Origin of the sequence: Enterovirga sp., from assembly GCF_028290205.1 — a bacterium.
GTDB lineage: Bacteria > Pseudomonadota > Alphaproteobacteria > Rhizobiales > Beijerinckiaceae > Enterovirga.
This window is the reverse complement of sequence record NZ_JAQGKF010000113.1, coordinates 1-12,989: the sequence shown is the minus strand read 5'-3', so window position 1 is coordinate 12,989 and position 12,989 is coordinate 1. Positions and strand designations below refer to the sequence as shown.

Below are 12,989 nucleotides of genomic sequence, written 5' to 3'. Positions count from 1 at the left end.
CATCCCCGGAGCCCCCGCATGAAACATTGTCTCATCGTCGACGATTCCGCCGTGATCCGGAAAGTCGCCAAGCGCATCATGGAGGGGCTGTCCCTGCGGACCTCGGAGGCCGAGGACGGTGAGCAGGCCCTCAGCCTCTGCCGGGAAGAGATGCCGGACGCGGTTCTGCTCGACTTGAACATGCCGGTGATGGACGGCTACGAGTTCCTGCGGGAACTCCGCCGCATGCCCGGCGGCACGGGCCCCAAGGTCGTGTTCTGCACGACGGAGAACGACGTCGCCCACATTGCCCGCGCCCTCCATGCCGGCGCCGACGAATACGTCATGAAACCCTTTGACCGGGACATCATGACCGCGAAGCTCCAGGAGGTCGGGGTGGTGTAGGCCCGGGCCGGCGGGAGCGGGACGGTGCCTCTCTGCGGAGAGGTTGCGGCCGCGCTCCGGCCGGTGCGGGTCATGGTGGTGGACGATTCCGCTGTGGTCCGGGGCCTTGTCTCGCGCTGGATCACGGCCGAACAGGGCTTGGTTCTGGCCGGGACCGCTCCAAACGGACGCGTCGCGCTCGACCTCGTCGACACCGTCGCGCCCGACATTCTGCTGCTCGATCTCGACATGCCCGTGCTGGACGGGGTGGCGGCGCTGCCGCTGCTGCTGCGGCGACGGCCGGGCCTCTCGGTCGTGGTCGTGTCGACCCTGACCCGCCGCAATGCCGAGATCTCGCTGCGCTGCCTCACGCTCGGCGCCCTCGACTACCTGCCGAAACCCTCCGGGCCGCGCGATCTCACGGCGTCGGCGGCGTTCCGGGACGAGCTGGTCGGCAAGCTGCACGGGCTGTCGGCGCGCCACCGCGTCGGTCGGCCGGGCTCCGCACCGGCCGCCTCGCCCGCATGGCGACCGCCGCGCCTCCGTCCTCGCGCCGCCGTGCCGGCCAGGGCGGTCCTGATCGGGGCCTCGACCGGGGGTCCGCGCGCGGTGATCCAGGTGCTGCGCAGCCTGGCTCCGGCCGCGCATGAGATGCCCATCCTGGTTGTCCAGCACATGCCGCCGATCTTCACCTCGGTCTTCGCCGCGCAGATCGCGGCCGAGACCGGCCTGGCGGCCGCCGAAGCCCGGGATGGCGAGCGCGTCGTGGCAGGCCGCGTCTTCGTGGCGCCCGGCGGGCGTCACATGGGTCTGAGAAGCGACGGCGCCTCCGTGGTGGTGCGGCTGGACGACGGCCCGGCGCTGCACCATTGCCGCCCGTCCGTGGACGTGCTGCTGAACGAGGCTGCTGAGGTCTACGGCGCCGCCGCCATGGCCGTGATCCTGACCGGGATGGGCACGGACGGACTGGACGGCGCGCGCCGGCTGGCGGCCCTGGGCGCCGCCATCGTGGCGCAGGACGAGGCGAGTTCGGTGGTCTGGGGCATGCCGGGCGCGGTCGCCAAGGCCGGGCTGGCGCGCCAGGTCCTGCCGCTCGGCGAGATCGCGGGCGCGATCGAGGCCCGGTTCGCGACGCCCGGCGGTTCCTGGACGCGAGCGGTCGCGTGACAGGGGACGAGTTCGCCTATCTCCGGCGCTTCCTCCGCAAGCGCTCCGGCCTCGATCTCGGGGCCGACAAGCAGTACCTCGTCGAAAGTCGGCTCGCGCCCCTGTGGCGCGACGCAGGCCTGCCCTCGCTGCAGGCCCTGGTTCGGCGGTTGATCGGGGCCGAGCACGGACCGCTCGGGCAGGCCGTGGTCGAGGCCATGGCCACGCACGAGACGATGTTCTTCCGCGACAAGGCGGTGTTCGAGACGCTGCGTTCCGCCGTTCTGCCCAAGCTGATCGCCGCCCGGAGCAGGACCCGCAGACTCCGGCTGTGGTCGGCCGCAGCCTCGAGCGGGCAGGAGGCCTATTCGCTGGCCATGATGCTGGCCGACATGGCGCCCGCGCTTGCCGGCTGGAAGGTGTCCATCCTGGGGACGGACCTTTCGGCCGCCGCGGTGGAGCGGGCCAGGGCCGCCACCTATTCACAGTTCGAGGTGCAGCGCGGGCTGCCGATCCGCATGCTGTTGCGGCACTTCACCCAGGGCCAGGCGGGGTGGACCGCCTCGGCCGAGTTGCGGGCCGCGGTGGAGTTCCGGACCCTGAACCTGCTGCACGATCTCGGGTCGCTCGGCACCTTCGATCTGGTGCTGTGCCGCAACCTGCTGATCTACCTGGATGGGCCGACCCGCACGCGGCTCCTCACCGGCTTGGCCGGACGTCTCGCGCCGGATGGTGTGCTGCTGCTCGGCTCCGCGGAGAGCGCGGCCGGCTGGTGCGACGCGCTCGTGCCGGATCCGGTGGCGCGTGGCTTCTCCGTTCGCCGTCCGGGCGACGTCCTCCCCCTGAAGCAGGCGGGCTGAGCCGGGTCAGTCCCGCGGCCAGGCCTCGAGCTGGCGCAGCGCCTCGCCGAGGATCATGGCGGCCGCCACGGCCACGTTGAGCGAGCGCAGGCCGGGCCGCATCGGCACCTTGATCAGCGCCTCCGCCTGGGCGTGCACCTCCTCGGGCGCGCCGGCCGATTCCCGCCCCACCATGAGGATGTCCCCGGGCCTGAACGCGAAGTCGGGGTAGGGCAGGGCGCCGGCCGTGGTGGCCAGCACCAGGCGGCGGCCTTCGCTGCGGCGCCAGGCCTCGAAAGCCTGGAAGCTCGCATGTCGGGCCAATTCCAGGCTCTGCAGGTAGTCGAGCCCCGCCCGGCGCAGGTTCCGGTCGGAGCTGTCGAACCCGGCCGGCTCGATGATGTCCACGCCGACCCCGAGGCAGGCCGCCATGCGCATCATGGTGCCGGCGTTCTGCGGGATGTCGGGCTGGTACAGGGCCAGCCGCATCGCGCCCGTCAGGTCCGGGGCACGATGCGGGGCGTGGTGCCGGAATGGGGCGAGCCGGAGGGGCGCGGTCCGACGCTGTACTGGTCGGGCGTGAGGTCGATCACGCCGCCGTCGCGCGCCAGGGGCGCCGGCCCCCGGAAGGTCGGATCCGCCACCGGGGTCCGGTTGGCCGGGCCGATCATGCGGTCGATCACCCACGGCACCGCCAGGATCAGGAGCGACACCACGGCCCACACGACCACGATCGCCCCGGTGGACAGGCTGTGCAGCACGTTGAGGGTGCGCCACAGCCATTCCACGGTTTGGGGGTCGGACGAAAACGCGTCGGCGTTGCGGGCCACGAACCGCCCGAACAGGTCGAACAGCCCATAGGTCAGCGCGCAGAAGAGCGACCAGATGCCGACGCTGATCCAGCCGAACAGCCAGACGATGCGGGTCACTTCGCGCGCTCCACCACGTGGTATTCTGCGTCGATCACGCCCGGCCGGCCCGGTCCCGGCCCCTGCCGGGCGGCCGGGAAGGTGCCGCCGCCGGCTTCGATGTGGTCGCGGATGATCCGCATGTTGCGGCGATTGGCCTTGAACATCACGTCGGCCACGTCGCCGACAAAGGGCACCACGCCGATGGCGGTGTCGAAAGCCACATTGCCGATCATCCGGGCGATCTTCCAGCGGGGCAGGCCGAGGCGGCGCGCCTCCCAGATCAGGTAGCTCGACAGGGCGCAGGAGACCAGATCGCCGATGCCCGGAACGAGGCCGATCAGGCCGTCGATGCCGAAGCGGACATTGGTTCCGGGCACCACGAAGGCGCTGTCGAGAAGGCGCGACAGCGCGTCGAGCCGCGCCAGCGTCTCGTCACGATCGGCGGGCCCCGTGAAGGAGCGACCGTTGAAGGTGGCGTAGGGGGCGGCCATGGTTTCGGAACTCCGGTGTCGCAGAGGGAACGCGACGGCTGCGGATGTGGTTCTGCACCGATCCCCACACAAGACGAGCGCGGCTATTCGATCCTGATTACGACCGAGTCGGTGGCGCCATTGCTGTCCAGCACCGAGACCCGGGCGAAGCCCGCGCCGTCCGGGCGCCAGCTCGCGCTGCGGCGCGGGTCGGGCTCGCCGATCGGAGCGCCATTGACGAGCCAGGTCAGGGGCGGCCGCCCGCCCGACACCTTCAGGGCCAGCGGCATCTCTGGCCCGCCCGCCCGGCCCGCGCCGAGATCCACGCGCGACCCGTTATGCGGATAGGCGATGCGGAGCGGGGCCTGCACGGTCGCCGCGATGGTCTTCGGCACGTCCGCCCGCACGTGCCGCAAGGGCGGGGGCAGGGTGGCGGTGCTGGCCAGGAGCGCCCCCGCCGGCATGGAAACGGGCTCGGGCTCGATGCCGAGCCGGGCGAAACTGTCGAACAGGATGGGCGCGGCGGCGAGCCGGCCGACAAGGCCCGGCACGGCGCCGCCATCCGGGCGGCCGAGCCACACGCCGACCGTCACCCGGCGGTCGAAGCCGACCGCCCAGGCGTCGCGGTAGCCGTAGGAGGTGCCGGTCTTGAAGGCGATGCGGCCCGCGGCGGCGCTGTCCGGCGGGGGCGCGCCCCGCAGGATATCCGCTACGTACCAGGCGGGAACCGCCTCGGTCACGCGGCCCTCCCGGCCGGGCGTGGCGCCGTCCAGGCGCGTCACCAGCGCCGGGGCGGTGCCGCCGCGCGCCAGGCCGGCATAGAGCCGCGTCAGGTCGAGGAGCGAGATCCCGAGCCCGCCGAGCCCGACCGCGAGCCCGGGCGCGGCCTCTGCCGGGAGGCTGATCTGCGCGCCGGCCTGCCTCAGCCGGGCCACGAAGCGGGCCGGTCCGACCCCGTTCAGCAGCTCCACGGCCGGGACGTTGAGCGAGAGTTGCAGCGCCCGGCGCGCCGTCACCGTGCCCTGGTAGGTGAGGTCGAAATTTTCAGGCCCGTAGCTGCCGTAGCGGGAGGGGCGGTCGTCCACCAGCGTCTCGGGGTGCGCGAGGCCGCTCTCGAAGGCGAGCCCGTAGATGAAGGGCTTCAGGGCCGAGCCCGGCGATCGCAAAGCGGCCGTCATGTCGAGGGCGCCGCGGCGCTCCTCGGACAGCTTGCCCGGGCTGCCGACCCGCACCCGCACCTCGCCTGTCGCGTTGTCGATCACCACGATGGCACCCGACACGGCGGGCCCGTGCCGCGGCACCCGCTCCGCCAGCAAGGCTTCCAGCGCCGCCTGGTGGCGCCGGTCGATGCTGAGCCGATGGGTCGTCGCGGCCGGCCGCTCCGCGGCGGCGCGCTCGGCGGCGTGGGCCGCAAACATCGGGAACGGTTTGCGGGCAGCAGGCACCGCCTCCTGCCTCGCGGCCGCCGCCTCCTCCGCCGTGAGCAGACCGGAGGCGGCCGCGCGGGCGAGCACCCGGTCGCGGGCGCGGCGAGCTCCCTCGGGCGAGCGGTCGGGCCGGCGCGCTTCCGGCGATTGCGGCAGGGCGACCAGCAGCGCAGCCTCGCCGTGGGACAGGCGCTTCGGCTCCTTGCCGAGATAGCTGAGCGCGGCGGCCCGCACGCCCTCCAGATTGCCGCCATAGGGGGCGAGCCGGAGATAGAGATCGAGCAGCTCCGTCTTGCCGAGCCGGCGCTCCAGCTCCACCGCCCTGACCATCTGCCGAAGTTTTGCCTGCAGCGAGCGGTCCGGCTCGGGCTCCAGCAGGCGGGCCACCTGCATCGAGAGGGTGGAGGCCCCGGACACCACGCGCCGGTGCCAGACGAGCTGCAGCGCGGCCCGGGCGAGGGCCCGCAGGTCCACGCCCGCATGGCTGTCGAAGCGGCGATCCTCATAGGCCTTGAGCATCAGCAGAAAGCGCGGATCGACCTCGGCCGTGTCCACCGGCAAGCGCCAGCGGCCCTCGCGTGTCGCGAAGGCCCGCAGCAGCCGGCCCTCACGGTCCACCACCGTCACGGAGCGCTGCGTCGCCTCCGTCAGGTCGAGCGGGGGCAGGGAGGCGACAAACAGCCAGAGCCCGGCCAACCCAGCCGCCGCCAGGGTCCCCAGCAGCCCGGCGCCGAGGAGGGCCAGCCGGAGGCCGCGGCCCGTCCGCGTCCGCCCCGCGGAGGACGGGGAGGGCGGCCGGCGGGTCACGGCCGGGCCGTGACCTCGACCGAGCCGAAGGCGGTGCGGCCGAAACGGTCCGGCCGGTACATGTCCTCGACGGTCGCGGCCGGGTGGACGTACCGGCCCGGCGCGACGGCCCGCACCATGTAGGCGACCTGCCAGGAGGCCGGCTGCTGCGGTGTGCGGTCGAACGCGGCGACGAAGCGGTCGTCGCGGTATTCGGCATGGGCGGGGGCGACCTCCACCTTGAGCCAGTCGAGCGCCGCGACCGTGTCCGAATCCACGAGCTTCGGGTTGTCGATCTCGAGCCCGGCCGGCAGCCGGTCGACCAGGAGCACGCGGGCATGGAGTGCTTGGGGCTCCGTGACCTTGAGCACGGCCACGAGCCGGTCGCCCTGCTGCAGCCGGTCGAGCTCCACCTTGGTGCCGTCCAGCCGGTAATAGCTCCGCTCCAGCCCGTAGCCGCGCGAGGCGGCGGGCTCGGGTCCGATCGGGCTCCCGGCCACCGACACGACGAGCTCGGCCGTGGCCGTGCCGGCATTGCCGATCCGGACCGGCGCCCGGTCCAGCGCGCGCCCGCCGAAGGTGCGCAGGAGAGCGCCCGAATGCGGCGCCCCATCCAGCGTGACCTGGATCGCGCCCGCCTCCCGCGACATGGCCTCGGCGGCCAGGATCATCCAGGCGTTCTCCTGGGTGGAGGTGAAGCCGCGCACGCCGCGCTCCTCCTCGACCACCCGGGCCACGGGCGCGATCGCGTCACGGCCGGCCCCGGTCTCGCTCGCCAGCGCGATCAGCCCGGCCCCGTCCCTGAGCCGCGTGCCGTAATCCTGGCGCCCGGCCGGGCCGTCCCGGGTCGAGCGCAGCAGCGCCACGGCCGAGGCGAACACCGTCTGGGCCCGGGCCCGGTCACCGATCAGGCCGAGCGCGGCGGCGAGCTGGGCCCGCGCCAGCGGGGTCGTGAAGGCCGCGAGCTTGGTGTCGGCGAGGTAGCGCAGGTCGCCCGCCACGGGGCGGCCGTTGCGGGCCAGGGCGTAGACCGCATAGGCGAGATCCCCGGTCCGACCCTCGACATTGGTGGTGTTGGCCACAAAGTTGCGGAGCCGCTCCAGCGCCAGATTGAAGGCGATCTGCGGCACGTCGAAGCGCAACTCGCGCGCCCGGGTCAGGAAATCGACCACGAAGGCGTCGAGCCAGATGTCGTCTGAGCCGCCCACGCTCCACAGCCCGAAGGCGCCGTTCGCATCCTGGCGTGACAGCACCCGGCCGATCGCGGTGCGGACCCGGTCCTCGATCTTGCCGTCGAGGCCGAGCTGCTCGGCCGTGGCGAGCCGGTTGGCATAGAGCAGGGGCAGGGCCCGGCTCACCACCTGCTCGGTGCAGCCATAGGGGTAGCGGTCGAGCGCCTGCAGCAGCCCGGGGACGTCCAGGGCGGCCAGCGGCGACACGGAGACCGACACGGTGCCGGTTCCGGGCAGGATGTCGGCCAGGAGGTCCGGCGTGATCTGGGCCGTGCCGCCGGGCTCGAGGGGTCGCACGGTGCGGCGCACCAGAGAACCCGTGCCGGGCTGGATCCGGATGGCGAAGCGCTGGTCGAGCTCCGTATCCGGTCCGGTCAGCCTGACGGTCAGGACGGCGTCGCCGAACCCCGCCGCCGCGATCGGGACCGTGACCGAGCCCTTGGCGCCGGCCGCGAGCCGGACCGGGCGCCGCAGCGCGTCGGCTTCGGCCAGGATCGGCCCGGCGATGTCGATCTCCACGGTGTAATCGCCGGCCACGCCCTCGACATTGTCGAGGTCGAGCCGCAGCCGCGAGCGGTCACCGACATTCAGAAAGCGCGGCAGGGTGCCGGACACGACCACCGGGTCGCGCACGACCACGTCCGTTTCGGCCGACCCGACGCGGCTCCGCGTCCAGGCCGCCGCCATCACCCGGACGGTGCCGTTGAAGGCCGGGATCTCGAACTCGACTCGGGCCGTGCCGTCCGGCCCGACCTTCACCACCCCGGAATAGCGGGCCAGCGGCTCCTGGGTCGGCGGCACGCCGTTCAGCGCGCCCGGGCCGGCATCGCCGCCCGAGCGGATCTGGCCGGCCGTGCCCTGCATGCCGTCGATCAGGTAGCCGTAGAGGTCGCGGAACTCGACGCCCATCTGCTTCTGGCCGAAGAAATGCCCGGCCGGATCGGGGGTCACGTAGCGGGTGAGGTTGAGGATGCCGAGGTCCACCGCCGCGACCGTGACATAGGCCTCCTCGCCCGGCGCCAGGCCGGCGAGCTTCACCGGCACCGCCAGGGTGCCGCGGGGCCGCATCGTCCCGGGCAGGTCGAGGCTCACATCGAGCTTGCGGGCCTCACGGTCGATCGCGAACCAGGCCACGCCGAGCGCCCGGCCGGGCATGCGCCGGCTCGCCCCGTCCAGTGGCCGGTAGGCGGTGGCCGCCAAGTAGGCGCCCGCGCCCCACTCGCTTTTCACCGGCATGGACACGGTCGCGCCCTCGGCCGGGAGGTCGATCTCGCGCCACTCCTGCACGCCGTCCGTCACCACGGCCAGGGTGGCACGGCCGGCCGCGCGCGGCTTGATCCGGGCCTGCAGGGTCTCACCCGCCCGGTAGGAGCCCTTGTCCAGCGTCACCTCGAGGAGGTCCGGCGTGTCCGCCGTCTGCTCGCCCGAGAACCCGACCGAGAACGCGATGGACGTTCGGGCCGTCGCGAGCCCATCGGCCGAGACGTCGAGCCGGTAGCTGCCCCAGCCGACGGGCGCCGAGATGCGGGAGGCCGCGTCCGGCCGGAGGTCGAGCCGGCCATCGGCCACCCGGCGGGTCGAGGAGACGGGCTCGTAGCCCCAGCGCCCGTCCGCGTTGAACCACTGGTAGCTGCGCTCGACCCGGTACAGCGACCAGCCGACATTCGGCCGGGCGAGCCGCGTTCCGTCCGGCTGCGCCAGCACCACGTCGAACGCGGCCGTGCCGCCATCGGCGAGGTCGCCGCCGAACAGCTTGCGGATCCCGAGCACCGGTCCTTCGGGCAGGATCGGCAGAGTCACGCTGCGCTCAATCGCGCGGCCGCCCGGCTCGGCCACGCGCAACGTCACCCGGGCCTCCGTCGGGCGCGGCGCGGCGACTGCCTGGATCGGCACCGTGACCGTGACGCGGCCGTCCGGCCCGGTGGTGCTCTTCTCCTCCAGCTCCACGGTGGAGGCCGAGACCTCTTCGTCCGCGAGGCCGGTTTCGAACCCGTCGAGACCACGGACGGGGCTCCGGGCCGCGGCCTGCACCGTGACCTCGCCCGAGACCTCGAGCCCCGCACCCGGCGCGCCGTAGAGGTAGCGGGCCGCGAGGTCGATCCGGGCCGGCTCGTTCGGCCGCAGTGCCGAGCTTGTGGGCGCCAGCGTGAGCTCCAGCCGCTCGGGCACGTAATCCTCGACCAGAAAGGTGGCCTCGCCGATGGCCGGGGCCTTGGGATCGAGATGGGCCTGGACGCGCCAAGTGCCCCGCATGGCGCCGTTCAGGAGCGGCAGCGAGGAACTGCGGCCGCCCAGGCCCTGGTCGGCCACCTGCTCGCGGCGGTGCTCCACGCCGTCCGGCCGCCGCACCACCAGGGTGAGGGGCGGGCCGGCCATGGCGGTTCCAGTCCGGTCCCGCAGAAGCGCCGTGAGCTGCACCGTCTCACCCGACCGGTACACGCCGCGCTCGGTGAACACGAAGGCGTCCAGCGCGGTCGTGACCACGCGCCCCTTCACGCCCCGGTCGGTGAGGTCGAAGGGCGCCCCGCCCATGTCCAGGAAGCCGTAATCGAGGCCCGCGCCGGCGCTCCCCGCCGCTGCCACGATCACGCCGGGCGCGAGCCCGCCCTCGCCGCGGGCGAGGCCCGGATCGAAGCTGGCGCGGCCGGCCGCGTCCGTGGTCCGGGTGGCCAGGATCTCGTTGTTGCGGGCGACGAGCCGGAGCTCGACCCCGGACAGCGGCCGCGCGTCAGCCAGCGACCGCACCACGACATGGATGCCGTCCTGGCCCTTCATCGCCGTGAGGCCGAGATCGGACACCACGAACCACTGCGTGGCCCGGCGCGTCTCGTCGTATTCGCCCTGGTCGTCCGGCGTGCTGTCCCGTTCGCTGTTCGGCGTGCGGGCCGTCATCACATAAACGCCGGGCTCGACCTTCTCGACGGCGCGCAGCACCGGGAAGGCGGTGACGACGTCCCGGTTGAGCTCGCTCGCGGTGGCGAGGGAGCCCGACCACACCTTCACGCCCTGCTCGCGGGCGAGCTTCAGGGCGGAGGAGCGCGTCAGCTGGGTCATGAAATCGTCCGACCGCAAGGCCGACAGGAGGTTGCGGTCTCCGATCCGGTAGACGTCGATCAGCACCTCGGGCGTGTTCACGCTGACGACCGGGATGCCCTCCTGGCCGGTCCGGGGCAGCACGTAGTTGCGGCCGGAGAAGCGGGCCTGGGGCGAGCGATCCCGGACATAGATGTCGTAATCGGCCGAGGTGAGCAGCGCCTCGCCGACGCCCGAGGGCAGACCCTGGCGAAGCACCACGGCGTATTTCTGCCCGTGGCGCAGACCGTCGACGCAGAGCTGCTGGCCCTCCGTGGTGACCGCCGCATTGGCCGCCCCCGAAACCGCCACGAAGGGCGCGAAATCCGTCTTGCCGCCGGCGAGCGCTTCTGAGAACTGGAAACAGGCCCGTGGCGAGGCCGAATCCGAATCCACCTTGTAGGACAGGATGCGGAAGCCGTGCTTGGCCCGCAGCTCCTCGTAGGTCGACCGCACGGCCGCGTCGTCCACCAGCGCCAGGCTGGCCCGGTAGGCGTCGAGCGACGGCCGCCAGACCTCGCGCAGGCCATAGATCTCGCCAAGCAGCGCCAGGGACGCCGCCTCCTCGGCCCGCGATCCGGAACGCTGGTAGGCCACGTAGGCGGCCGCCGTCGCGCGCTCCTGAAGCAGCCAGCGCTCGCTGAAATCCTTGCCCTCGATCTCCTTGGCGGCCCGGGCGTAGCCGCCCCAGTTCTGGCCGAGCCGCGGTTCGGCCACCACCGCCCCGGTGAACAGGGCCAGCGCGCGCCGGGCATCGCCCCGGACGAGGGCGGATTCGCCGTCGCGCCGCGCCTGGGCGGGAGAGGCCGCGCCGCGGCCGCCGCTTTCGCGCCGCAGCGTCTCCTCGAGGCGGATGCCTTCGCTCGCCAGATCCTCGCGCAGGAACGTCTTGGTCTGCGGCTGCGCAGAGGCTGCCGTTGCTCCCACCGCCAGGGCCACCGCGAGGGCGAGAGAGCGGATCAGATGTCGCATCATGGGAGGCGTCCGGGCCGCGCCCATCCGGCGCAGAAGGAAGCTTGAGCGTATATCTTGGAACGTGGCGGCATACAGGCGGAGTTGCGGCCGAACCGCGCAGGCGGGAGCGGGCCAGAGGCCTCGTCGAGACAGAGCGCCGGAACCCCCGAACCGGACCGGCCGGCCGGGCGTTGAGCCCCGCTCTTGGAGATCCGGCTATGACCCCAGCCGCGCTGGCCCGCCTCGGAGTGGCCGCCGCCCTTCTGCTCGGCGCCGCTCCGGCGCTGGCCCAGTTTAATCCGCCCGCCTCCGGCTGGTTTGGGGCGGAAGACGGCTACAATGACGACGGCTTCGGCTGGGGTCCGGCCTACCGGCCCGAAACCACCTTTCGGCCGTCCTACGGGTTCTATGGCGGGGTCGAGCGGCCCTATCCTTACGGCGCGCCCGGCCAGGTGACCGGCAGCGTCGGGCCTCGGGTTGCGGCGCGGCGGCGGGCAGCTGCCCGAAAGGCCGTGCGGCGTCCGGCAGCCCGTCGGGCGGTGCAGAGCCGGGCACGCTGAGGGTGGACGCCCGGAACCGGAGACCAGGATGAAGCGGCTGATCATCCTTCGGCACGCCAAGGCCGTGGCGAAGTCGAGCGGCAACGATTTCGGCCGCGTCCTGGCCGAGCGCGGCCGGAGCGATATGCAGGCGCTGAGCCGGCACATGGCCGATCGCGGGCTCTCGGCCGACCTCGCCCTGGTGTCCCCGGCGGCAAGGACCCGGGAGACATGGGCCCTGGCCGGGTTCGGGGCCGTCCCGGTGCGCCATGTGGACGCCATCTACGAGGCTTCGCGGGAGGATCTGATGGCCGTGCTGCAGGACCTCGCGGACGAGGTCGCCAGCGTCGTCCTGGTCGGGCACAATCCGGGCCTCGAGGAACTCGCGCTCACCCTGCCGGCCGATCCCGGTCCGGCCCAGGCCGGCCTGCCGACGGCGGCGCTGGTCGAGATCGCGCTGCCGATCCGGACGTGGCGCGAGCTGCGGGCCGGACAGGGCCGGATCGAGAGCTTCCAGACGCCCGCGACGCTTGGAGCCGGGCAGCATGCCTGACCGGCCCGTCTCCGGCCGCGCCCGGGCGTGATCGCCGCGGCCGCCATCGCCGTGACCGCGATCCTGCTCGGGCCCGTGCAGGACGGGGCGGCGGCGCTCGGGCGCGTGCCGCTATGGCCGTTCGGCTGGCCGGGCGCCGCGGCGTCGGCCCCGGCTGCCGTGTATCGCCCCGAGGACCGCTCCGTGACGAACTGGCGCCATGCCACCCGGGCTACGCTGGAGCCGGCGCCGCTGGCCATCGCGGCCTCGGTGTTCGCCTCCGGCCGGCCCATCGTGACCCGCTGCGTCAAGCTCAACAATCCGTGGTGCATCAAGAGCGCGCGCTGGACAGGCGAGATCGGCGCCGACGAGGAGGGCCACACCGCCTTTGCGTCCACCGAAGCGGGAGCCGACGCGGCCGCGGCGCTGCTGCGCACCTACTATGTCTCGCTCGGGCGGCGCTCGGCCCTCGACATCGTGCGCCGCTGGGCCCCGGCGGAATGCCGGATCGGATCGGCCTCCGGCTCGTCCTTGCGCCTCGCCATCGGCGGCCTCGGCAACACCCTGCGGGCCCGCTTTCTGGCGCGCCAGGGCGCCCGCCGCACCGGGACGGCCCAGCCCCGCCGAGCGGCGGCGGCCGCACCCAGGCGCGGTGGGGGCGGCGTGTCCCGCGTGCCGCTCGCCGCCATGCCGACCTTCCGGGTGCCGGACCTCGCGC

10 protein-coding genes and 1 pseudogene are annotated in these 12,989 nt (G+C 73.3%); 6 read left to right on the top strand and 5 right to left on the bottom strand.

Annotation, left to right across the window (positions count from 1 at the left end):
- Nucleotides 1-18: 18 nt before the first annotated feature.
- Genes JWR86_RS07890 through JWR86_RS07880 form a run of 3 tightly spaced genes read left to right on the top strand, consistent with a single transcriptional unit; the run spans nucleotide 19 to nucleotide 2,369 of the window.
- Nucleotides 19-384, top strand: coding sequence for a response regulator (locus JWR86_RS07890; RefSeq protein WP_299563249.1), 366 nt, complete (start codon nucleotides 19-21; stop codon nucleotides 382-384).
- Between the two features lie 24 nt (nucleotides 385-408).
- Entirely contained in the window at nucleotides 409-1,530 is a 1,122-nt protein-coding gene (cheB, locus tag JWR86_RS07885; RefSeq protein ID WP_366914569.1) for a chemotaxis-specific protein-glutamate methyltransferase CheB, read from the top strand.
- On the top strand, nucleotides 1,527-2,369 hold the full coding sequence (locus JWR86_RS07880) for a protein-glutamate O-methyltransferase CheR (protein ID WP_299563246.1): 843 nt from the start codon (nucleotides 1,527-1,529) through the stop codon (nucleotides 2,367-2,369). Before cheB ends, JWR86_RS07880 begins: the two co-directional genes overlap by 4 nt.
- Nucleotides 2,370-2,375: 6 nt before the next feature.
- On the opposite strand, the gene JWR86_RS07875 is transcribed toward JWR86_RS07880, so the two are convergent.
- The 5 genes from JWR86_RS07875 to JWR86_RS07855 all read right to left on the bottom strand — a co-directional run bounded on the left by JWR86_RS07875 (nucleotide 2,376) and on the right by JWR86_RS07855 (nucleotide 11,218).
- On the bottom strand, nucleotides 2,376-2,837 hold the full coding sequence (locus tag JWR86_RS07875; protein WP_299563243.1) for a tRNA (cytidine(34)-2'-O)-methyltransferase: 462 nt from the start codon (nucleotides 2,835-2,837) through the stop codon (nucleotides 2,376-2,378).
- A gap of 8 nt (nucleotides 2,838-2,845) precedes the next feature.
- Nucleotides 2,846-3,277 carry a hypothetical protein gene (locus tag JWR86_RS07870; protein ID WP_299563240.1) on the bottom strand — a complete coding sequence of 144 codons (432 nt, stop codon included), beginning with the start codon at nucleotides 3,275-3,277 and terminating at the stop codon, nucleotides 2,846-2,848.
- A complete protein-coding gene (locus JWR86_RS07865) occupies nucleotides 3,274-3,750 on the bottom strand; it encodes a DUF4112 domain-containing protein (RefSeq protein ID WP_299563237.1) in 477 nt (158 codons plus the stop codon). The genes JWR86_RS07870 and JWR86_RS07865 overlap by 4 nt, the downstream gene beginning before the upstream one ends.
- A gap of 83 nt (nucleotides 3,751-3,833) precedes the next feature.
- Nucleotides 3,834-5,852, bottom strand: a complete 2,019-nt coding sequence (gene pbpC, locus JWR86_RS07860; protein WP_299563234.1) for a penicillin-binding protein 1C — start codon at nucleotides 5,850-5,852, stop codon at nucleotides 3,834-3,836.
- A gap of 107 nt (nucleotides 5,853-5,959) precedes the next feature.
- A complete protein-coding gene (locus JWR86_RS07855) occupies nucleotides 5,960-11,218 on the bottom strand; it encodes an alpha-2-macroglobulin (RefSeq protein WP_299563297.1) in 5,259 nt (1,752 codons plus the stop codon).
- 200 nt (nucleotides 11,219-11,418) lie between these two features.
- On the opposite strand from JWR86_RS07855, the gene JWR86_RS07850 reads away from it, so the two are divergent.
- From JWR86_RS07850 to JWR86_RS07840, 3 genes and pseudogenes are all read left to right on the top strand, one after another.
- Nucleotides 11,419-11,760, top strand: coding sequence for a hypothetical protein (locus JWR86_RS07850; protein ID WP_299563231.1), 342 nt, complete (start codon nucleotides 11,419-11,421; stop codon nucleotides 11,758-11,760).
- A 28-nt stretch (nucleotides 11,761-11,788) separates the two neighbouring features.
- Nucleotides 11,789-12,292, top strand: a complete 504-nt coding sequence (locus JWR86_RS07845; protein ID WP_299563228.1) for a histidine phosphatase family protein — start codon at nucleotides 11,789-11,791, stop codon at nucleotides 12,290-12,292.
- A gap of 27 nt (nucleotides 12,293-12,319) precedes the next feature.
- Nucleotides 12,320-12,989: pseudogene (locus tag JWR86_RS07840) on the top strand (hypothetical protein); the annotation flags it as partial.

Excerpts from the sequence above, each read along its gene's own strand:
- JWR86_RS07875 (WP_299563243.1), bottom strand. The coding sequence starts at position 2,837 with ATGCGGCTGGCCCTGTACCAGCCCGACATCCCGCAGAACGCCGGCACC.
- JWR86_RS07850 (WP_299563231.1), top strand. The coding sequence starts at position 11,419 with ATGACCCCAGCCGCGCTGGCCCGCCTCGGAGTGGCCGCCGCCCTTCTG.
- JWR86_RS07865 (WP_299563237.1), bottom strand. The coding sequence starts at position 3,750 with ATGGCCGCCCCCTACGCCACCTTCAACGGTCGCTCCTTCACGGGGCCC.
- JWR86_RS07855 (WP_299563297.1), bottom strand. The coding sequence starts at position 11,218 with ATGCGACATCTGATCCGCTCTCTCGCCCTCGCGGTGGCCCTGGCGGTG.
- JWR86_RS07845 (WP_299563228.1), top strand. The coding sequence starts at position 11,789 with ATGAAGCGGCTGATCATCCTTCGGCACGCCAAGGCCGTGGCGAAGTCG.
- JWR86_RS07890 (WP_299563249.1), top strand. The coding sequence starts at position 19 with ATGAAACATTGTCTCATCGTCGACGATTCCGCCGTGATCCGGAAAGTC.